This is a genomic window from Paenibacillus sp. alder61 (assembly GCF_020179875.1).
GTDB classification, from domain to species: domain Bacteria; phylum Bacillota; class Bacilli; order Paenibacillales; family Paenibacillaceae; genus Fontibacillus; species Fontibacillus faecis.
Window position 1 is genome coordinate 34580 of record NZ_JAIUDG010000021.1, and the last position, 20174, is coordinate 54753.

Consider the following 20174-nt stretch of genomic DNA (forward strand, 5'->3'; position numbering starts at 1 on the left):
AACGATGAAGGAAGGGGGAGCACGGATGAAAAACGAAGCGATCAAAGTGCTTGAAGCCAATAGTAACGGGCAAGAGGGGAGTTTTATTTATTATTTGCACGAAGAGGACTTGTTTCATGAGGCTTCATACTGGGAACTGTACCACGCGATGGTCGATATCATTGAAGCTACGAAACGGGAACCGCGGCTGGAGCGAGGGATCAGCGCTGCGATCGCTAAGGTGTTTTCTTTTATCTACCGCAGCTTTATGTGGAATTATTGCCCTAACGATCAATATTCCATTCAGGGGCTGCCGGGTGAGGAGCATTTTCCGGATATGGTGGACCGGCTGGATGAGGTCTTTGGCGCCTATTTTCATGGAATATCCGTGAAAAGGGAGGCTGCGGATAGCGAGATTCCGAAGCATATCGGTAAGCCTGCGACGCGGGCTCTTGCCCAAGCGGGATACCGGGAGCTGGACCAGCTCGCTTCGATCCGCGAACGAGATCTCCTCAAGCTGCATGGAGTAGGCCCCAAAGCCGTGAGGATCCTGCGCGAAGCCTTGGAGGAGAAGGGGCTTTCTTTCGCCCCGGACAGCTCTCCCCGAAAGTCATAATCCGGACCGCATCCTTGGTGTCATTTCGGATCTGTCCGGTCTAGCCGCCCGGTCCCGCTTCCAGTACAGCTGCAGCGCGAAGAGTGCGCACCAAAGGGAAATCACGATGAAAATCATCGACCACACCAGTGCCGGCACCAGGGTCAGATCGGCCAAATTGGCGGCGTCGCCGGCTTGGCGGGGATCGATGACGGAGCGCTGCAGCAGGATCATCGGCCCCATCACGGACTCTTCCAGACACAGGAAGGCCAGCAGCAAATAGTAGAAGTTTCGAATCTTTCCGCCAATATAGTAAAATACCGCGTTGATCAAAATAAAGCCGATCAGCCAGCCCACCCCGTACCCCGATCTCACGAAAAATAGTATCGTCGCCAGCGCCATGGCGCTGATTACCGCAAGCCCCAGGGCTTGTTTTTGTTTGGCATAGCCGTAAAACATACCGACGGCAAACAGCGAAGCCGAAATGTAGCCGGCCAAAGAAACGACAATCTGGCTCCATCCGGAAGCCAGCATGGAGTAGGTGACCCCGCTGTGATCGGGATTCAGTTCAATTCGCAGCACGCGGCCGGAGACCAGCAGCGTCGCCACGGCGTGACCGAGCTCGTGCACCATCGTATCGAGCATGCGGAACCAGTCGGAAAAAGGGATCAGCCGGGTCAGAAACGCGGCCCCCAGCAAAAAAAGCAAGGCCTTAAGCCATTTGTTCATATGGGTTATCCTTTCGGGTTATCGCTGACAACCGAATCTCCCGTGGAAGAGCCGACTGTCACTCCATTATAATAGAGAACAAAAATGCATTCAAAAAAGCGAACAAATTTTCGCTTCGATGGTATAATGGTGTCATGATGGAGGACATTGGACGATGAACGAAGGAGCGGACAAGCACGGCATGTCTCAGGATAATAAAAACCCGCGAACCACCCGGGAACAGGGGCTTACGTTCGCCGAACTGGAGCTTGATTTCACGGACCGCGAGGAGCATGCGGACGCTGTGAACCCTATGGCCGGGGCGAACCCGCAAGGGCAAAGCCGGATCGTGATGCCGGATCGCGAGGAGCGGGAAATCGACTGGAGGGAAAACTTCAGGTATGTTTCCCGCGAGGAGCAATTTGTCCAGCAGGCTAAGGAGCTGGAAGGGGAAACGGTGGAGACGGCCGATTTCGTCCCGTTCCAAACGTATTGGCCGACCTATGCGGAAATGCAGCCGCCACAACTGAAATGGTATTTGCATTGGCGCGGAGAGGTCCGTGCGGGAAGGTACCCGGATACGGATCTGTCGTATCTTTTTGTATATATGTATGAATTGATTCATGGCATCGGCTGGCGGGAGCCGTCGCAGGGGCTGGATCTCCTCTTCCGGGTTTGGCGGGAATACCGTGAGCGTTACCCGAAACTGGAGGTGTACGCGAGGGAATGGCTGTATGATTTTGCCCTGGTGTTCGGGCTGGATTTGCCCGGGATGGATCCCCTGCTGAAATTTCCCCGGAACCTTTCGGCCGAGCTGAGGGAACTGGAATGGTACCGGAGGTTCACGGCCGAACCGCTCGGACTGACCTGGGACATGCTGACGCCGCTCCTCGATTATGAGGTGGAGAAGAGTCGCTTTTATACGGGCCAAGGACGGAAAGACTTGCAGCAGTATGCGCCGAAAGTGGTGTCCCTGGTTGACGGCTATTTGGGCAAGACGCAGGGGAATCGGCTTATAGACCGGTTTAAGCCGCGGGAGAAGAAAGTCAAGCGGTACTTGTTCCGCAGCGCTGTCTACGATTTTGAACTGTACGGGCGCAGCGTTCCGGTCACGATGATTCCCGTGAGCGAGCATCCGCCGCTCCGCGATTATGTGACCCAACTCGTCCGGTTGACGGAGAACAAGCTCCGCGATCTGACGGGATTCAAAGGCAAGCTGCGGGGGATCGTCGTGGAGCCGGACGTCGAGCAGCTTGTCGACCGTTTTTTGCGCAAGGAATTCGAGCAGCGCAAAGCGGAGGAAGTCAAGGCCCGGACCCCCAAAGTGAAAATCAACACGGCCAGGCTGCGCAAATTACAGAAGGAGTCGGATGAAGTGCGCGATCTTCTGCTTGCGGAGGAATTGGGCGGCTTTGGGGAAAATGCTTGGGGTGAGCCTAAGACGGCGGCGTCCCCGATCACGGAGACCAAGCCGGACCGGCGTCGAGATTCCTCGCATAAGCGAAAGCAGTCGGGACCGCAGCAGACGGAGCTTGATTTTGAGCGGGGCTGGCTGGTCTTTGCGGAAGAACCCGAGGAATTCCGGGACATGGGGACGGGCGCACTGGCGATTCCGCCGACGGCGTCCAGCGAAAGCGACACCGACATCGACATCGAAAGCAAAAGCGTAGGCGAAAGCGAAAGCAAAAGCCAAAGCCAAAGCCAAAGCCAAAGCCAAAGCCAAAGCCAAAGCGAAAGCCCGGTAGCCCGACAAGAAACGGTGCTTTGGACCGAACGGGAGGCGGTTGCCGGGAGCGAATCGACGGCGGCGTTTTTCGCAGACCGAATCCAAGGGGGGGACGAGCTGCCGCCCGGGTGGCGGGAGATGTCGGCGCGGTTCAGCGGGGCGCATCTTGAAATGCTGTCCGCTTTGTTGAACGGCGAAGGGACGTCCGGCTTAAATAGGATCGCCGAGCTGGCCGGCTCGATGCCCGAGCTGCTGCTGGACGAAATTAATGAAATCGCCATGGAAGAGATCGGCGATTTGCTGGTGGACGGCGCCGAAATTCCCGAGGAATATCAGTCTGAGCTCGCCGGGCTGCTTGGGAAAGCGGCCGAGTGAATGGGAAGCGGCGAGGGCGAGAGAAGAGAAATCAATGAGGTGAAATGTCGATGAAACAGGTGCAAATTCCGAAGCGGCTCACGACGGCGCTGGTGAACTCCCTGACGGCGGGGGTGGTGCCGCGGGTCGGGCTGGAGCATATCGCCGTCGGGCGCAAGGCCGAGGTCGCGTCGATGCTTCAAGATATGAACAATATCGCGGAGGGCGGGGCAGCCTTTCGGTTGATTACCGGGCGGTACGGCAGCGGCAAAAGCTTCCTGCTGCAAATGATGCGCAACTATGCGATGGACCGCGAGTTTGCTGTGGCGGACGGCGACCTTTCTCCGGAGCGCCGCCTCGTCGGCACGAAGGGGCAAGGGCTCGCGACTTACCGGGAGCTGATGAGGAATATGTCCACCCGGACGAGGCCGGATGGCGGCGCATTGGAACCGATGCTGCAGAAATGGATCGCCGCGCTGCAGCAGGAGCAGATGCAGGCCACGGGACTGCGGCCCGGAGATCCGCAACTGCTTGACGCGGTGGAGCTGCGGATTTACGCGGTGAGCCAGGAGCTGCAGAACCTGGTGCACGGGTTTGATTTTGCCAAGGTGCTGGCGGCTTACTGGAGCGGATACAAACTCGGGGACGAGGACCGGAAGGCGGCGGCGCTCCGCTGGCTGCGGGGCGAATTTCCGACGAAGACGGAAGCCCGCAAGGAGCTCGGCGTCGGCGTGATCATCGACGATGACAACTGGTACGACTACATGAAGCTCTGGGCGGAGTTCGCCGTGCGGATTGGGTATAAGGGACTGCTGCTTTTTATCGATGAAGGCGTGAATTTGTACAAAATCACCAACAGCATTTCCCGCCAAAGCAACTATGAGAAATTGCTGACGATGTTCAACGACACGATGCAGGGGAAGGCGCAGTACCTCGGCATTTACCTCGGCGGAACCCCGCAGTTCGTGGAGGATGAGCGGCGGGGATTGTTCAGCTATGACGCTCTCCGCTCCCGGCTTATGGACGGGCGCTACAGCAGCGGTGAGCGGCGGACGTACACCTCGCCGATCTTGAAGCTCGATATGCTGTCGCATGAAGAAATTTTGATTCTCCTGCAAAAACTGCGGGATATCCATGCCATGCATTTCGGCTACGCGGCGAAGCTGACGGACGAGCAGTTGATCGCGTTTATGCAGGCGGCGGTAGGCCGGCTGGGCGCCGAGGAGCTGCTGACAACCCGGGAAGTCGTCCGCGATTTCATGGACGTGCTGCATATGCTGCACCAGCATGAGACGCTGAGCTTCGAGGCGTTGATGGGGGAACGGGAGCACGAGTTTGCGGCATCGGGCGGCGCGGGTTCGCGTAAAGAAGCGAAGGATGAACTGGACGATTTTTTGGCGGAGTTTGACCTATGAGCGGAAACAATTCTTTTTCCAGGCTGGCTCCGTTCATTCAGGAATATATTTACCGCAAACAATGGGACTCCCTGCGCGAAGCCCAGGTCGAGGCCTGCCGGGTGCTGTTCGATACCCCGCATCATTTGCTGATCGCTTCGGGGACGGCGTCGGGGAAGACGGAGGCGGCCTTTTTTCCGGCGTTGACGGAGCTGTTCGAACGGCCGTCGGAATCGGTCGGCATTCTGTATATCGGGCCGCTCAAGGCGTTGATCAACGACCAGTTCGAGCGGATCACCGAGCTGCTTCGCGAGGGGGAGGTCCCGGTCTGGCATTGGCACGGGGATGTGTCTCAGGCGGAGAAAACCAAGCTGATGCAGCGCCCTTGCGGCGTTCTGCAGATTACGCCCGAATCGCTGGAAGGGCTGCTGATGAACCGGCCCAATGCGATCCCCGCGCTGTTCCATGATCTAAGGTATATCATGATCGATGAGGTGCACGCGTTTATGGGGGCGGACCGGGGGATTCAGGTGCTGAGCCAGCTGACCCGGCTATCGCGGCTGGCCTCCTGCTCTCCCCGGCGGATCGGCTTGTCGGCCACGCTGAGCGATTACGACACGGCCGCGCGCTGGCTCGGGGCGGGCACCGGACAGCCGGTCGAGGTCGTCTCGCCGCAGGGCGGGCGGAAGCTGAAGCTGTCGGTGGAGCATTTTTCGTTCCCGGACGCGCGGAATGAACGGGAAGCCGAGCATTTGGAGCTGGCCAAGCAGAACTATCACAACTTCATATATGACCACACGCACCGCAAAAAAGCGCTCATCTTCACCAACAGCCGCTCGGACGCGGAGCTGACGACGCTTGAGATGCGGCGGATCGCCGCGAAGCGCGAGGAGCGCGATGTGTTTCATGTGCATCACGGGAGCATTTCCGCGATGCTGCGCGAAGAGACCGAGGCCGCGCTGCGCTCCGGCCCCGGACCCGCGGTCGCCGCGGCGACGGTCACGCTGGAGCTGGGCATCGACCTCGGCGAGCTGGAGCGGGTGATCCAGCTCGGGGCGCCGTACAGCTGCTCCAGCTTCGTGCAGCGGCTCGGCCGCTCCGGACGCCGGGGCGACATGGCGTCCGAAATGATGTTCCTCGTCGCGGAGGAAGAGGACGAGGAGGCGCAGCTCCCCGCGCGCGTGCCGTGGACGCTGCTGCGGGCGATCGCCGTCATCGAGCTGTACGTCCGCGAACGCTGGGTGGAGCCGCTCGATCTGCGGCGGAAGCCGGTTGGCGTGCTCTATCACCAAACGATGAGCACGCTCAAGAGCATCGGCGAAGCCGAGCCCGCCGAGCTGGCGCGGGCGGTGCTGACGCTGCCTTCTTTTAACGGCTTCGAGCCGGAGGAGTACAGGCAACTGCTGCAGTACTTGCTGCAGACCGACCATATCCAGCAGACGGAGGAAGGGACGCTGATCATCGGGCTCGGCGGGGAGAAGGTGGTCAACAATTTCCGCTTCTACGCCGTGTTCAAGGATGACGAAGAGCATGCGGTGTACAACGGCTCCGAAGAAATCGGCAGCATCACCACCGTGCCGCCGCCGGGCTACTGCTTCTCGCTGGCCGGGAAGCTGTGGAAGGTGGAAGAGGTGGACAACAAGCATAAAGCGGTGTATGTCAAATCCTCCCGGGGCAAGGTGGACACACTTTGGCTCGGCGCCGGCGGAGATGTGCACACCCGGGTGATGCAAAAAATGCGTCAGGTGCTGGAAGAATCCACGCTCTACCCGTATCTTGCTCCCGGCGCCGTGAACCGGCTGGAGCGCGCGCGGCGGCTGGCCCGCGAAAGCGGTCTGCTGCGCAGTCCGGTGATTCCCGCGGGCGGCGATTCGGTGTTTATTTTGCCGTGGGCGGGAAGCAAACAGTTCCGGACTTTGGAGCGTCTTTTGAAGCATAACCTGTACGAATCCATGGGCTTGCGGCAGGTGGTGCCGATGGAGCCGTACTACATGGTCGTCGCCGGACGGGCCGGGGCGGATGAGCTTCTGACCGCGATCCAGGCCGAGCTGTCCGAGGTGAGAGATGCGGAGGGGCTGCTAGACGCAAGCGAGGCCCCCTACCTGGGGAAGTACGATGAGTTTGTTCCGCCCGAGCTGGTGCGGCGCGCTTTTGCCGTGGACGGATTGGATTTGAAGGGCTTGAAGGCAGCGTTGAACGGCGTTCCGGGGGATGGTTTTGCCGGTTGAAAGCCGAACAGCTAACGGAGCGGGAGCGCTTTAGATACGCATTAAATTTAATTTTTGAAGGGGATAAAGACATGGCGGCGAGAATAAAAATGATGGCACCTCAGCTTCCGGCGGAGTTGAACGAGGCACGGTGGGAGGATGTCCTGGAGGACGAGGACCGTGAACTAGTGAACGGGCTGCTCAGCGGCGACCGGTTCGAATATGAGGTCATGGATCGGTGCATTTTGGCCAAAGTAAGGCTGCGCGGATGTTCTTTTGCCCATACCACTTTCGACCGGATGGACCTGACCGACGCGGTTCTGGAAAACTGCGACCTGTCCAATGCCGTCTTGCAAAAAGGTGTGATCCACCGCGTCCATTTCAAGGACTGCAAATTGACCGGCATCAATCTGAGCAAGGCCAACCTCGGGTTCGTCACCTTTGAAAACTGTATCATGAACCTGTCCGATTTCGGCGAGGCTTCGCTCAAGCAGGTGCGCTTTACAGGCAGTGTTTTGCAGAATGCGACGTTTTATGGCTGCAAGTTCAAGGATGTGGAGCTCGACGTGTGTGACCTGAACGAAGCGGATTTCAACAACACCTCGCTGAAGGGGATGGATATCAGCACGTGCACGTATGACCGAATCGACATTCCGGTAGACGCACTGGCGGGATGCACCGTGGCGCCCGAGCAGGCGATCGGGTTTGCGAAGCTGTTGGGATTGAAGGTGAAGGGATAGAAGAGGAGTGCCCAGAGCATACATAAACGGGTATCCGAAAGCATCGGAAGGCAGAACTCTGCTGATATGCTCCCCATACAGTAGACAGGTGAAATAATAAAACCTGTTACTGTGAGGGGAGTTTTTTTTCATGCCTACAGACAAGCCCAGTGCTATTGAGAAGTTAGCCATCCTTCAAGAGATTGAAAGGGGCCTTATTGGAGTGAAGGAAGCCGCCAGGAAGCATGGCTTTAATAAGTCCACAATAGCCAAATGGCAACATCGTTATCGGTTATATGGATACGAGGGATTAGAAATCCGCACTCATAATCGGAGTTATTCCGAGAGCTAAAGCACCAAGCGGTTAAGGATTATCTGGATGGGGGGTGTCGCAGAATCAAATCATTGATAAATATCGGATTGCGAGTCGAACGCAACTCGCCAACTGGATTAAGAAGTATAATAGTCATAGCAGTTTAAAAGCCTATACAGGAGGAACAACGGCTATGACCAAGGGACGTTCCACGACATGGCAGGAGAGAATTGACATTGTCCTCTACTGCCTTGCAAATGGACAAGACTATACAAAAACAGCAAGGCAGTTCCAGGTTTCTTACCAGCAAGTATACGGATGGGTAAGGAAGTATGAAGTAGGTGGTCAGGATGCTTTACAGGACGGCAGAGGACGTACAAAGTCGCCTGAAGAGCTAAGCGAAACGGATCAGCAAAAGCTTGCCATGAAGAAGCTCGAGTACGAAAACGAACGGCTCCGAGCGGAGAATGCTTTCTTAAAAAAGTTACAAGATCTCGAAAGGAGGCGTCCCTGAGCCAGCATCGGCAAGAGAAGATCTACCTTGCCATTCAAGCTGTCCAAAAGCAGAGTCACTCAGTATACAGCTTTTATGCAGCTGCCGGGGTGTCAAGGTCAAGCTATTACAAGTGGCTTAACCACATTCCTGGGAAGCGCGAGATGGAGAACAGAGAGCTGACGGAGGTTATGATGTCCTTGTACGAGAAGGTCGAGGGCACCTTCGGTTACCGGCAATTAACACTACATATGTGTCGACAAATGCAAAAAGCGATTAACCTTAAGCGAGTGCAACGACTTATGAAGATTAAAGGAATCCAGTCCGTCATCCGTAGAAAGAAAAGGAAGTACCAGCGTTCTACGCCGCAGCAGGTGGCTGAGAACATACTTAATCGTAAGTTCCAGGCCGAAGCGCCGAATGAGAAGTGGGTAACGGATGTCACGGAATTTAAATACGGTAATGGCCAGAAGGCCTATTTAAGCGCAATCCTTGATCTTCATGACAAATCGATTATTTCCTACGTACTGGGACACTCCAATAATAATCCTCTCGTGTTTCAGACGTTGGATCTAGCCCTGCAGTCAGCACCCGATAGCACACCGCTGCTTCATAGTGACCGCGGTTTTCAGTATACATCACTGCGCTTTAAGGAGCTGTTGGACGAAGCTAAAATAAAGCAGAGTATGTCCCGTGTGGGTCGTTGCATTGATAATGGACCGATGGAATCCTTCTGGGGAACCTTGAAATGTGAAAAGTATTATTTGCATACCTACCGAAGCTTTGAGGAACTCAAAAAGGATATTGATGACTACATACACTTTTACAATTATGAAAGACTACAAGCAAAACTAAACGGCCTCAGTCCAATGGAATTCAGGACCAAGGCCGCTTAATTGACTTTTATTTTTTGTACTGTCTACTTGACGGGGAGCGCTTCAAGCTGGCGGGGGTCTTTTTATTTTATGTTTAAGTTTGGCTAAAGTTTAGTAACTTTTTTATTTTGGATCATATAACAATTGACATACCTTCTTTAATGGGTGAAAATTGAGGAGAATTAATACTCTCAAATATTACCATTATATAAAGAAGGGCTGTATTGATTTTGAATAATATCCCTGAATTTTGTGATGGATACCATTTACCTGAAGGTATTCATGAGTGTACAATAAAGGATATAGAACATGCGTTCTTATTCACGGAAAAAAGAAAAAAACTATGGAGAATGTTCAAGGGGTTAATCAATAGACTTATTGACGTCGGGTTAACACCAAAAGCTATATTAATCGACGGGAGCTTTGTTACAGGAAGAAAAGAACCTGGCGATGTTGATTTTGCAGCGTACATTCCACCGGAGGTTGTTTCTGAAGCATTTACTACCTTGGATGAGCATGATAAGCAGGCAATTACCTTGTTTTTAAATCCAAATAATCAATTAGCCATTAGAAATATGTTTGGAGCGCATTTACTACTGGCTGATTCAGAGGATATGTTGAATCAGTGGGCTTATTTTTTCTGCACTGGCGGATCGAAGGGGAAGCTTAGAGACAAGGATCCGGAAAGAGACCCTGATTGGGTTATAGTTCCTCGAAGCAAGGGTATACTTAAGGTATACTTAGATGGGGGTGAAATCTGATGGTTATTGACACCTTGTCAGAAACAATAGAAAAATTAAAAGAAGCCCAAAAGAACTTGGAAAGAATAAGATCAACTTATAAAGATAATTCTGAATTACTCAACATTTATGAACCTTCGGCAAAATATTTAGTGGACAGCATGAAAGATCGTCTTAATGAATTGTTAAATGAGGAAGTCGATTTGAAATTATCTCAACCTGACAAGGATGTTGACCTTTGGATTCGAATTAATGGAGAGGATTTCCAATCAGGTAAGGGGCCAATTGGCTTGGTTGGTAACTTTTTAAGTAAATTATCTAACGCTAATAGACAATCCTTAAACTTAATTGCAAAAGCTCGTAATATTGATATTAAATCTATTACAAATGAGTTTCCGCTTTCATTCGATCTTACTACAACAGCTACAGGAAGTCTGAAATTAGGTTTGAAATCGCCTAATTTGAAAGTAGATATCGATGATGAACAACTGGATATGTTTAGCTATAATAAGGATCCGTGGGAAAAACTTAGAGAACTAGCTACCCAAAATGAGATGGCTGTTGAATCAATGCAGCTATTATTATCTGCACTTGCTTCAGCAGAAGATGAAGAAATTTTAAGTGGGTTGGTTGAAAAGTATAACGAAAGAGATGTTTTAAAAATTATTCACTATGCTAAGCAGGTTACACCTAGTTCTCAGTCTAATATTGACGCAATTTCCTTTGAAGGAAACAGTGTAACTTTTCGTCAGCGTATAGTCAATACAACCAAACACACGCGTAAACAATTATCAAAACAAGCAAAAAAACTAGTGAATAAAGAATTTGTACATGGTAAGGGGAAAGTACGTGGTGTTGATTTAGACGATAAGAGTTTAATTATTCGACCATTTGTTTTTGAAGATGTTAAGCATGATGAAATAAGATGTTACTTATTAAATGATGATGGTGAGCAAAGTCTTGAACGATTTCTTAAAAAAAGAGTGAAGGTATCTGGCTTTGTTGTTTATTCAAGTAATAATAAATTACTGAGGCTAGAAGCCGAAGAAATAACTGTGGAATAATGAGAAAAAATCCCGCACCTTCACTGGTTAGCGGGATTTTTTCATCATGAACTCTAAAACACCGAATTTCTCAGCATTCATGCGCGAGTCCAATTCCGTATTTTCACACGGGCCTTTTCCACGTCTCCGTAAACAAAATCGATCCTCTCCGGTAACCACTCCCTGACTCACGCCATAAAAAGCCTCTTTCTCCGTCGGCCCCGCGCCAAGCTCGATAAATCCGATTAGAGAGCTATCGTAAAATTTTCTCGTTGAATAGGAACATTTGTTCGGTATATAATATCCGCAGAGGTGATTCGGATATGTCAACGAACAAACTTACGCCGGGGTCGAATATGCTATGCGAGTCCTCCCGCATGATCCTGCCAGAGGATAAAGAGGCGATGTTGCGCGCTCAACATGAGGAAAAACGCAAGAGCCGTCCGGAAATCGATGGACAGCTCACGGAGCAGATTTCGCGTTTTCTGGTCGAGACACATCGCGCTAAACAGCCGGTTAATTTGCGCATGTTTGACGAGTTCGAAGACGTGCGAGTCGTCGGCGTAATTGAACGGCTCGATCTACGGTCCGGCCGCTTTATGGTTGACGGCGAATGGTTCGGCATGGCGGATATACTCGAATTGGGATTCGCGCCAAGAGAATAGGAAGTGAACGTAGAAAAGCGACGTAAACTAAACGGCGGGAGGTTAAACTTTCTACCGGTCCGGGTGAATGGCAGTGGATTCGGATCGAGGATATATTGGCAGCCGAGTAAATGAAAAGACTACAGGAGCAATTATGCCTCTGTAGTCTTTTTTTGTTGTTGGGAGCATGCCCACAACTTGCCCACAAAATATATCAACTTTTGAAATATTCACAGACCCTGTGAAACCGTAAAAGCCGCTTGGATAAAGGATTTCACGTTTTTTAAACGAATTAAATATACGTATTAACTTAAGAGTTATCTAAGGCCGGGTCGCGTCATAGATGCGGAACGTTAGATGAAATTACGATGCAAGTTCTTTTCAAAATCAAAAACTATGAGGTGCATAATGCCAAGACTAATTACATTGGCTGATGGAAGATCAGTAGAAGTTGAATGTGTAAGCTGCGCATTGACAAGTGGTTTGATTTCTTCAACAGGTGGAGTGATTTTTGAATCAAGCAACTTTCATGTCCATCAGGATATTGCTTACCCAATTAAAGGGTTAGTTATATTGGCTTCAAAGAGGCATTTTTACTGTATGGATGAATTAACAGATGAAGAGCGATTAGAATTTATTTCGTTAATCCATAAGCTCAGAAGTGAACAAAGAAAACGATTGGGAATTGATAAGGTCTATTATTTTTATAATGAAGATACAACACACCACTTTCATTTATGGATGGTTCCTAGATATGAATGGATGTATCAATTTGGAAATTCAGTAGAATCATTAAGACCGGCATTATTACATGCAAGGAATAATATGAATGACGATGAGAATATGAAGAGTGTAGAAGAAGGGGTTAGCATGCTAAGAGAGGGCATGAGGGATTTTGTGAGTAGCTCAAGGTAACTTCATCTAACACCGTGTTCATGCATCGGGCTGACGCCCTCGGTTTGGCAGAGGAGTAGTCGGGGGAAGTGGATGCAGCCAGACAACCCTGCGAGGCTGAGTGGCAGAGCCACCAGGGGCTAGCGCTCCTTAAGCCTCTCGGGTTCGTGAACACAAGAACGTTAACTGAAATCAACGATAGTGAAATAAGTACCCCCAAAATCTTTTTCAATCTTTGGGATAAGCTTGTTTAATGTTAGTTCTATTAAGAAGATAATCGGTGCTGGTATGGTGGAAGTCGGCAAGTTTAATGAGTATGGCGGTTGGAATATCAACTTCACCGCGTTCATAATTACTGTATATACGTTGACTACAGTTGAGGTATGCAGCAATTTGAGATTGAGTTAAATCCTTATCTTCACGTAAGCTTCTAATTCTTGGGTACATACAAACACCTCCAACATAAAAATACTCTAGCGAGTAATTCGCTATTGAGATTTAGCGATAAAATCGCTAAAATGTTCTTATGAGAAATACAATGGAGGGAATGAGTAGCTTATTAGAGCAATTGTATTTTGGAGAAATTAGACCAGAAGAAAAGATTATACCAAAGAATCCAGAGTATAAATTGTTGAATAGCGAAATTTCAAACTTCAAGGAGAAGTTACTAACAAGTCTGACGGAGGATGAGGTAGAGCTTCTTGAAAAAATATATGATCTGTTGGGAAAGTCTTCTTCTATATACTCAACCGAAGTATTCATCTATGGTTTCAAAATGGGTGTTCAAATTGTAACGGAGGCTTATGCTGATAGAAAATAAAGAAGAATTTTAAAGACTGATATATAGAGGGGAAAGTAGCTCGAGGAAGTCGTTGACTTCAGTTAACACCGTATTCCCACTGCGTCGCTATCGCTCCTTGGTCCGGCCGGAGCATGAAGAAGCGGTTTCGAAGAGGCAAATTCAGTAGCAGGGAAGTGGAATCAAACCGGACAACCTTGCACTACCTAACCGCGTCGCGGCCACTCCCTCCGGTCGTTTAAGGCAGTGAAGGTTCGGGAATACCCGAACGTTAGGTGAAATTACTGCAGACAACATTACAGATCTTATATAAATAAAAATAATCAACAACCCATAAAAGCGTTATAAAATGAGTTATACTGAGGTAAGAATAAGTAAGGAGCCGTGCGCTAACACGGCTCCAAAGTACAATAACTGCATAAAGAGCAGTCGGCCACACTAGTCAGGTCGCAGAATAGACCGTTTCCTTAGGCAGGGCGGTCTATTTCTTTTTCATGTAGGTAAGCAATGCCAGAAGGAACATGCCGAACATGAACATTAAGGAAAGTGCATCTTAGACCTCCATGGGCATTACCTCCCTTCTGGGAGATTAGCCGACCGCCCTTATAGCCGTATATTGTACTGGGAAATTATAACATATAGGACATGATCAAATACCATTAATATACTATAATTATCTAGAATACATAGGAAACAAAACCGTATATGAGAAATGTAAACACACAGAAGGCAGTAACATCACTTAACAATGCATCTATGCTGCGGGGCATTCGCCCCTTGGTTGTTAGAAGCAAGCTCACAGACATAGATCCAGACAACACACGACCCGGCCAAGATAAGAGCAATCTAAGGCTGGGGCGTTTCGTGAATACAAGACCGTTAGATGAAACCTGCGGAAAGCATGTAAAAACTAAGAAAGAAGAAAAAACAATTGAAGGAGAAAAACGATGAATCCTCCGAAACATATCGTTTCTGCAGCTGCAATTGTAATAAATGATAAAAACGAATTGTTACTCATAAAAGGACCAAGAAGAGGCTGGGAGATGCCTGGAGGGCAAGTTGAGATTGGGGAATCCCTTACACAGGCAGCAATTAGAGAAACAAAAGAAGAATCAGGAATAGACATAGAGATTATTAAATTCTGCGGGATTTTTCAGAACACCGGTAATTCCATTTGTAATACTTTATTTTTAGCAAGACCAATTGGAGGAGAACTAACAACAACAATAGAAAGCTTGGATTCTGGATTTTTCCCAATAAAAGAAGCGCTAGAAATGGTTGAATGGAAGAACTTCAGACAAAGAATAGAATATTGTTTAAACCCTGAAATACAACCATTCTGTATTGAGTTTAATGACGAGAATAATATATGAGAGTATCTCAAAGAGCAGCAGGCATCATCTAACACCATATTCACGCCGTTGGGTCGTGAATGCGGGAACGTTATGCATAATTTCCGCAATCCCTAGCTAATCAAAGGAGGAATAATTTTGCTCGATTGGCAGGCAGTATTTATTGATCGAGACGGTACTATTGGAGGTACCGGCCACTTATCGAAAAGTGAGGTACAGGGATGAGTTATAAATCTATTCTCATAGACCAATTAAACGCCTGTTATAACGATAGGAGCTGGTTCATTCCGCTTCATGAAATTTTAATAGATTTAAATGCTACAGAAGCTGCACGGGAAAATGGGAGTAAACAATCAATTTGGTCGATCGTGAATCATCTCATTTTTTGGAATGAGAAGTGGCTTGAGAGATATTACGTCGAACAATTTGAATTAGAAAGTTCAATAAACAATGATGATACTTTTTACGTAAATCCACATACAATAAATGAATTGGAGTGGAAGAAGACCTTACAGAGACTTGAAACAGTCTTTAATAGTTGGAACAGGGCACTTGAGGAAAGCGAAGATCTCAAACTTATAAAAGAAATCCCTTCATATTTCAATGCTGCTTGGTGGGGAGTAATATCAAATTTATGTATTCATAATGCATATCATATTGGTCAGATAATGCTGCTCAAAAAACAATTAATAAGTATAGATTAATAAAGCATCGGGCCATCCGGCCCTCGGTCCAGTAGAGGGATTTCGGGGAAGTGGTGGCAGCCGGACATCCCTGAACTGGCTAAGTCCGTTGGACCCGGCGCTGTCGCGTCTTAAGCCAGTGAGGGTTCGTGAATACAAAGACGTTAGGCGAAATTCCACAAAAATCAATAAGGACAAAATCTAATGGACACAAAAACATTTAGAAGATTAATCAAAGACAATTTGAAGCCCATTTTAAATGACATGGGATTCAAAGGCACAGATCATCACTTCATTAAGAAAACTAATGATCATTATATCTATACGCTTGTTATCCAAGCCAATATCAAAGGTGGCGCTTGTATTATGGAAATGGGTGTAGGAATAGACTGTGTTGATTTGAATCGAAATAATAAAATTACTACTGTTTATGATTGTGAATTTAGAAAACGAATAAAACAAGAAATAACTTTATGGGATAGGTTAAGGGGAAACACTCTAGAAAAGTGGCATGATTATGGTGAGAATGAAAACCAAGCTCTTAAAACAATTAGTAAAATGTCCAAGCTTTTCAAGGTACAAGGACCAGAATTCTATGGTCAATTTGATCAGTTCCCGAATCCCTTAAGCAAGATTACTATAGAAGAATTAATCTCAGGCAGTGACAGAATAGATAACTTAGGCAGCCCACCTAAACTAAGGTTAGCTCTGATTTTATCCAAAACACATCAGTATATCGGGAATAAGAAGGAACAAATTTCTTTTGCCGAATGGGGTCTAAGGAATATTGGAAATGCATCCGCATTGGAAGAAGAATTTCGTAAGTTGATTCAGGATGTGTGAGCCTTCGCCTAACACCATGTTCACGCATCGGGCATTCGCCCTTGGTTCGGCTGAAGACAGAAGTGTATTCAGAGAGGGATTTCAGTAGCAGGGGAGCAGAATCAGCTGGACACACCCGCAATACCTAACCGCATCGCGGCCGTCCCTTACGGAACTTAAGGTGGTGGGGCGTCGTGAACACATTAACGTTATGTGAAATGATTGCAACAAATGAAAGGATCTGAAAACATGAGTGACCTCTACAAATTATTACCTAGAGATAAACATGACTTTGAGAGAGTAGATGTTTTAAAAAATATGGATAAAGACGACCTGATAAAACTAATCCGAAATTAATCGAGTGGCTGCAGGATATAAACTGGCCAATAGCTATGGATGTATCTAAATTACTATTAACAGTTCCCGTAGAAACGATTCCATTTATCCGAAATGTTCTTGCGGGTGACGATGATATTTGGAAAGAATGGTGTTTGAGATATATTGTAAAGGACCTACCTACGGAACTAAGAGAAAACTTAAAAGAAGATCTTGAGCGAATTGCATATAGACCAACAAAAGGAAAAGAACTTGAAGAAGTACATATAACCGCTCAAGAAATATTAAAGAAATAAATCGATTATGAAAGTGAAGTCAAGGGAGGCAATCACATCTGATAACACCGTATTCACGCGGCGGACCGTTCGGCCCTTGGATCGGCAGAAGATATGAAGTCAGGAAGCTGATTCAGGCAATCAACCCTGCAAGCTTACGTTTTTGACTCAGTCGCTACGTGCCAGACACCCAGCATACGTGCTGGGTCGTGAATACAGTAATGTTAGCAAAAATTGACGAAAAGCAGGTGAAAGACATTAAAAAACTGGGATCTCTTTTTATTATGGGACTCTTTATATCGCTATTGCTAAGTTCTTGTAATGATAATGAACATATAAAACTGCAACCAACAACAATATCAAACATATATCCGGGCGATATAACCAAAGTAAATAAGATAATTCTAGTAGACGGCTTTTCAGGTAAAAGAAAAGAGATTACTAAAAAAGAACAGGTAATAAACATGCTTGATCAAATAAAGGATGAACTGCTTATACCAGAAGAAAATCAAGAGGGGGGAGTAGGATATATTTTTAGAGTGATTCTATATGAAGATGAAAAAATAGTAATGGACTTTACTCCACATCATATACAAAACATTAATTTTAAATTTAATGACAATTTACATCAGAAATTAAAAGAGATATTCGAAGTGCAATTTGAAAGAAAATTCTAAGAAGCCGTCAACTTCTGCTAACAATGTGTTCACGCATCGGGGGACTAGCCGCCTCGGTCCGGGAAGATAAATCGGGAAAGCCGATTCCCGGGACACATCCGCACCACCTAACCGCAACGCGGCCGGTCCTTCGGTTTAAGGTGGCGGGACGTCGTGAATACAACAACGTCATGAGCCATTACCGGTAAATATTAAAGATAAAATTTAAGGAGATAATTTATGAAAGGTAAGATACTCTTATTATTTTTTATTACGATAGTGTTGTCATCTTGTCAAAATATTAGTCAATCGACTACCTTGAACAGCGAAACTAAATCAATAATGAATTCTGAACTGCCTCCTGATGTAGTAAGTACAGGTAATGGAACAGAATCGAAAGATATAACTGAAGGTCGATCAGATCCTTCTAACAATGAAGTGTTATCCATAAGCGTTGGGAACTATGATTTGACTGGAGAATTTTATGATGAAATGCTTCGAAATCCTATAGATCGTGATTATGAAGTGGAATTTAATGAATTACAAAACTCCGATGAGGTTACAACATTGGGATGGGGGGCGTTGGAAAGCAAATATACAGAGATTTGGGATAAAGAGTTGAATCAAATATATAAAAAGCTTCTTTCTAAGTTGGATAGAGAACCAAGGGAAGCACTAATTGAATCACAGAAAGAATGGTTACAGTATCACTTAAAGGAAACAAAATTTGTAGAGAAGACATTTATTGATAATGGTTACCTAGGAACACAAGGATCGGTAAGCCTAGGGAAGGTTATAAAGGAGAGAACTAGGGAAAGAACAATGCAATTATTTGAATATCGATATTTGCTTGATGGTAAAGTCGAGTTTTTATACCAAAGTAAAAAATAGAGTTGGAATCTTGATCAAAGGTTTTTAGGTTATGCTTCGAAGACAGTAACGGTGCATAACACTGTATTCGCGGATTGGGGCTGTCGTCCCTCGGTTATCAGATGTATAATCATGGAAGAAGCTCAGACAACAAACGCCCTAGCCTAAGAGAAGAGCTATCTAAGGCTGGGGCGTTTCGTGAATACCCAAACTTTATATGAAAGGAATGAAAGATACAGATTATTAAACAAATTGAGAACACTTGTACGCAGATATAAATAAAGGTAAAATATAACTACAATTGAATCTTGGGTGGGCATGGTTTCCCTTCGAAAGGAGGTGAAGCCATGGAAGTGAAAGATGCATTAACGATCATGTTCCTCTTTGGGACATTCATTCTTGCTCTTTTAACATACATCAATAATAACAACAAGAGAAAGTAAAAACCCACCCAAAGGTTGAGGCCAGAGGTGGGTTTTGTTCCTGTACGACTTAGAAGGGAATAGACCATCCAAGCCAATTGTACTGACCAAGTGTTCGCAGCACTTGGTCTTTATTACGTATATAATAACACAAAGAAAAAAATGTATCAAAGCGTGAAACAATATTGAAGGTGATAATAAGAAAAAAAGAGATAAGTTGAAAGTCAAAACGAAGATGGCATCCCCATCATGTAACACAGTATTCACGCATCGGCGGACAGCCGCCTCGGTCCCGGTAGATAACTCGAAGAAGTGATTGCCGGGACACATCAGCACCATCTAACCGCATGGCAGCCAGACCTAAAGGTTCTTAGGGCGTGGGACATCGTGAACACGAGAAAGTTATAGGAAATATTTAAAACACTTTATAGAGGAGTTCGCGAATGATTAATCAATTCTCAAGATTAAGGATGGAATTGATGAGTCCTACCCATCACAAGCTTATGCCAAAGAAATAAAAGTACTAATAGAATAGAACATCTGAAGGGCGTTTCAAGGGGGCAATAGGCATCACATAACACCGCATTCACGCATCGGGGCTATCGCCTCTCGGTTGTCAGATGTATAATCATGGAAGAAGCTCAGACAACAAACGACCCAGCCTAAGATATAGCTATCAAAGGCTGGGTCGTTTCGTTAATACAAAAACGTTAGGTGATATACAAATAAGAAATTGGAGGAACAACAAATGCTAAACATAGAGAATTTATTGCTTATAACAGATATTCCCGGTTATACCCCTCAAATCAGCCGTTTATTATCAATGATGAACTATGCTAGATTTACAACAATAGATGCAGTAAAGAGTCTTTCGCAAGAACAGCTTGATTTTTTGCTTGATTCTCAAAGTAACTCTATTGGAGCATTATTATTGCACTTTGCAGCGGTTGAATATGCTTACCAGGTCTCTACATTTGAAAAGCGGGAATTGAACGAAAAAGAACTCTCAATATGGAGTCCTGCTCTGAATTTGGGGAAGGAAGGTCAAGAAAAAATTAAAGGTAATGATTTAGCATATTATCTCAATCAATTAGATGGTGTAAGAAATAGGACGCTCGAATTATTCAAATCAGTTAACGATGATTGGTTATATATAGAGGAGAAATTCTGGTGGAATAAAGCTAACCATTATTTTATGTGGTTTCACGTCTTTGAAGATGAGATCAATCATAGAGGACAAATCAGAACGATTAGAAAAAGATTGAAAGTGTAAGC

General features: G+C 46.9%; 21 protein-coding genes and 2 pseudogenes. 20 read left to right on the forward strand and 3 right to left on the reverse strand.

The genetic code is table 11. The features are described 5' to 3' along the window. The first annotated feature begins 25 nt into the window (after positions 1-25). On the forward strand, positions 26-595 hold the full coding sequence (locus LBW89_RS27755) for an Imm41 family immunity protein (RefSeq protein WP_318249421.1): 570 nt from the start codon (positions 26-28) through the stop codon (positions 593-595). Here the strand turns inward: LBW89_RS27755 and LBW89_RS20525 are convergent. After that, positions 590-1303 carry a M50 family metallopeptidase gene (locus tag LBW89_RS20525; RefSeq protein ID WP_225040160.1) on the reverse strand — a complete coding sequence of 238 codons (714 nt, stop codon included), beginning with the start codon at positions 1301-1303 and terminating at the stop codon, positions 590-592. The genes LBW89_RS27755 and LBW89_RS20525 overlap by 6 nt on opposite strands. A 154-nt stretch (positions 1304-1457) precedes the next feature. Here LBW89_RS20525 and LBW89_RS20530 point away from each other — a divergent pair, with 154 nt between their 5' ends. From LBW89_RS20530 to LBW89_RS20580, 9 genes and pseudogenes are all read left to right on the forward strand, one after another. Continuing rightward, the gene (locus LBW89_RS20530) at positions 1458-3383 is read left to right on the forward strand and encodes a TerB N-terminal domain-containing protein (protein WP_225040162.1); all 1926 of its coding nucleotides are present in this window, start codon (positions 1458-1460) and stop codon (positions 3381-3383) included. A 50-nt stretch (positions 3384-3433) separates the two neighbouring features. Beyond that, positions 3434-4777 (forward strand): ATP-binding protein, encoded by a 1344-nt coding sequence (locus LBW89_RS20535; RefSeq protein WP_225040164.1) that lies wholly within the window; start codon positions 3434-3436, stop codon positions 4775-4777. Continuing rightward, positions 4774-6984, forward strand: coding sequence for a DEAD/DEAH box helicase (locus LBW89_RS20540; RefSeq protein ID WP_225040166.1), 2211 nt, complete (start codon positions 4774-4776; stop codon positions 6982-6984). The genes LBW89_RS20535 and LBW89_RS20540 overlap by 4 nt, the downstream gene beginning before the upstream one ends. Before the next feature lie 71 nt (positions 6985-7055). Next, complete coding sequence (locus LBW89_RS20545; RefSeq protein WP_148450121.1) at positions 7056-7703, forward strand: pentapeptide repeat-containing protein; 648 nt, start codon at positions 7056-7058, stop codon at positions 7701-7703. A 130-nt stretch (positions 7704-7833) separates the two neighbouring features. Further along, positions 7834-9384 (forward strand): annotated as a pseudogene (locus tag LBW89_RS27960) (IS3 family transposase). Positions 9385-9587: 203 nt separating this feature from the next. Beyond that, a complete protein-coding gene (locus LBW89_RS20565) occupies positions 9588-10124 on the forward strand; it encodes a DUF6932 family protein (RefSeq protein WP_148450117.1) in 537 nt (178 codons plus the stop codon). After that, complete coding sequence (locus LBW89_RS20570; RefSeq protein WP_148450116.1) at positions 10124-11167, forward strand: hypothetical protein; 1044 nt, start codon at positions 10124-10126, stop codon at positions 11165-11167. The genes LBW89_RS20565 and LBW89_RS20570 overlap by 1 nt, the downstream gene beginning before the upstream one ends. Before the next feature lie 302 nt (positions 11168-11469). Then, positions 11470-11811, forward strand: a complete 342-nt coding sequence (locus LBW89_RS20575) for a YolD-like family protein (protein ID WP_148450115.1) — start codon at positions 11470-11472, stop codon at positions 11809-11811. A 387-nt stretch (positions 11812-12198) separates the two neighbouring features. Beyond that, on the forward strand, positions 12199-12705 hold the full coding sequence (locus tag LBW89_RS20580) for an HIT family protein (protein WP_091033306.1): 507 nt from the start codon (positions 12199-12201) through the stop codon (positions 12703-12705). A 207-nt stretch (positions 12706-12912) separates the two neighbouring features. On the opposite strand, the gene LBW89_RS20585 is transcribed toward LBW89_RS20580, so the two are convergent. Next, positions 12913-13131, reverse strand: coding sequence for a helix-turn-helix domain-containing protein (locus LBW89_RS20585; protein WP_148450114.1), 219 nt, complete (start codon positions 13129-13131; stop codon positions 12913-12915). A 100-nt stretch (positions 13132-13231) separates the two neighbouring features. Between LBW89_RS20585 and LBW89_RS20590 the strand changes: the two genes are divergently transcribed. Next, complete coding sequence (locus tag LBW89_RS20590) at positions 13232-13504, forward strand: DUF6809 family protein (RefSeq protein WP_170287001.1); 273 nt, start codon at positions 13232-13234, stop codon at positions 13502-13504. Positions 13505-13964: 460 nt separating this feature from the next. Here LBW89_RS20590 and LBW89_RS20595 read toward each other — a convergent pair. Next, positions 13965-14030: pseudogene (locus LBW89_RS20595) on the reverse strand (putative holin-like toxin); the annotation flags it as partial. 158 nt (positions 14031-14188) lie between these two features. Between LBW89_RS20595 and LBW89_RS20600 the strand changes: the two are divergent. The 9 genes from LBW89_RS20600 (at position 14189) to LBW89_RS20640 (ending at position 20172) form a co-directional block, all read left to right on the forward strand. After that, positions 14189-14434, forward strand: coding sequence for a hypothetical protein (locus LBW89_RS20600; RefSeq protein WP_148450112.1), 246 nt, complete (start codon positions 14189-14191; stop codon positions 14432-14434). Further along, positions 14431-14856, forward strand: a complete 426-nt coding sequence (locus tag LBW89_RS20605; protein ID WP_148450111.1) for an NUDIX hydrolase — start codon at positions 14431-14433, stop codon at positions 14854-14856. Before LBW89_RS20600 ends, LBW89_RS20605 begins: the two co-directional genes overlap by 4 nt. A 200-nt stretch (positions 14857-15056) precedes the next feature. Continuing rightward, a complete protein-coding gene (locus tag LBW89_RS20610; RefSeq protein WP_148450110.1) occupies positions 15057-15539 on the forward strand; it encodes a DinB family protein in 483 nt (160 codons plus the stop codon). Positions 15540-15722: 183 nt separating this feature from the next. Beyond that, positions 15723-16361: a DUF4304 domain-containing protein gene (locus LBW89_RS20615; protein WP_148450109.1), complete on the forward strand. Its 639-nt coding sequence runs from the start codon at positions 15723-15725 to the stop codon at positions 16359-16361. 371 nt (positions 16362-16732) lie between these two features. Then, a complete protein-coding gene (locus tag LBW89_RS20620) occupies positions 16733-16972 on the forward strand; it encodes a DUF5071 domain-containing protein (protein ID WP_249043311.1) in 240 nt (79 codons plus the stop codon). A gap of 188 nt (positions 16973-17160) precedes the next feature. Continuing rightward, entirely contained in the window at positions 17161-17628 is a 468-nt protein-coding gene (locus LBW89_RS20625; protein ID WP_148450108.1) for a hypothetical protein, read from the forward strand. Between the two features lie 219 nt (positions 17629-17847). Continuing rightward, a complete protein-coding gene (locus LBW89_RS20630) occupies positions 17848-18498 on the forward strand; it encodes a lysozyme inhibitor LprI family protein (protein WP_148450107.1) in 651 nt (216 codons plus the stop codon). 326 nt (positions 18499-18824) lie between these two features. Next, positions 18825-18920 carry a putative holin-like toxin gene (locus LBW89_RS20635; protein WP_019639195.1) on the forward strand — a complete coding sequence of 32 codons (96 nt, stop codon included), beginning with the start codon at positions 18825-18827 and terminating at the stop codon, positions 18918-18920. A gap of 727 nt (positions 18921-19647) precedes the next feature. Further along, complete coding sequence (locus LBW89_RS20640) at positions 19648-20172, forward strand: DinB family protein (RefSeq protein ID WP_148450106.1); 525 nt, start codon at positions 19648-19650, stop codon at positions 20170-20172. Positions 20173-20174: the final 2 nt, after the last annotated feature.

Excerpts from the sequence above, each read along its gene's own strand:
- LBW89_RS27755 (WP_318249421.1), top strand. The coding sequence starts at position 26 with ATGAAAAACGAAGCGATCAAAGTGCTTGAAGCCAATAGTAACGGGCAA.
- LBW89_RS20525 (WP_225040160.1), bottom strand. The coding sequence starts at position 1,303 with ATGAACAAATGGCTTAAGGCCTTGCTTTTTTTGCTGGGGGCCGCGTTT.
- LBW89_RS20530 (WP_225040162.1), top strand. The coding sequence starts at position 1,458 with ATGAACGAAGGAGCGGACAAGCACGGCATGTCTCAGGATAATAAAAAC.
- LBW89_RS20535 (WP_225040164.1), top strand. The coding sequence starts at position 3,434 with ATGAAACAGGTGCAAATTCCGAAGCGGCTCACGACGGCGCTGGTGAAC.
- LBW89_RS20540 (WP_225040166.1), top strand. The coding sequence starts at position 4,774 with ATGAGCGGAAACAATTCTTTTTCCAGGCTGGCTCCGTTCATTCAGGAA.
- LBW89_RS20545 (WP_148450121.1), top strand. The coding sequence starts at position 7,056 with ATGGCGGCGAGAATAAAAATGATGGCACCTCAGCTTCCGGCGGAGTTG.
- LBW89_RS20570 (WP_148450116.1), top strand. The coding sequence starts at position 10,124 with ATGGTTATTGACACCTTGTCAGAAACAATAGAAAAATTAAAAGAAGCC.
- LBW89_RS20575 (WP_148450115.1), top strand. The coding sequence starts at position 11,470 with ATGTCAACGAACAAACTTACGCCGGGGTCGAATATGCTATGCGAGTCC.
- LBW89_RS20580 (WP_091033306.1), top strand. The coding sequence starts at position 12,199 with ATGCCAAGACTAATTACATTGGCTGATGGAAGATCAGTAGAAGTTGAA.
- LBW89_RS20585 (WP_148450114.1), bottom strand. The coding sequence starts at position 13,131 with ATGTACCCAAGAATTAGAAGCTTACGTGAAGATAAGGATTTAACTCAA.
- LBW89_RS20590 (WP_170287001.1), top strand. The coding sequence starts at position 13,232 with ATGAGTAGCTTATTAGAGCAATTGTATTTTGGAGAAATTAGACCAGAA.
- LBW89_RS20600 (WP_148450112.1), top strand. The coding sequence starts at position 14,189 with ATGAGAAATGTAAACACACAGAAGGCAGTAACATCACTTAACAATGCA.
- LBW89_RS20605 (WP_148450111.1), top strand. The coding sequence starts at position 14,431 with ATGAATCCTCCGAAACATATCGTTTCTGCAGCTGCAATTGTAATAAAT.
- LBW89_RS20610 (WP_148450110.1), top strand. The coding sequence starts at position 15,057 with ATGAGTTATAAATCTATTCTCATAGACCAATTAAACGCCTGTTATAAC.
- LBW89_RS20615 (WP_148450109.1), top strand. The coding sequence starts at position 15,723 with ATGGACACAAAAACATTTAGAAGATTAATCAAAGACAATTTGAAGCCC.
- LBW89_RS20620 (WP_249043311.1), top strand. The coding sequence starts at position 16,733 with ATGGATGTATCTAAATTACTATTAACAGTTCCCGTAGAAACGATTCCA.
- LBW89_RS20630 (WP_148450107.1), top strand. The coding sequence starts at position 17,848 with ATGAAAGGTAAGATACTCTTATTATTTTTTATTACGATAGTGTTGTCA.
- LBW89_RS20635 (WP_019639195.1), top strand. The coding sequence starts at position 18,825 with ATGGAAGTGAAAGATGCATTAACGATCATGTTCCTCTTTGGGACATTC.
- LBW89_RS20640 (WP_148450106.1), top strand. The coding sequence starts at position 19,648 with ATGCTAAACATAGAGAATTTATTGCTTATAACAGATATTCCCGGTTAT.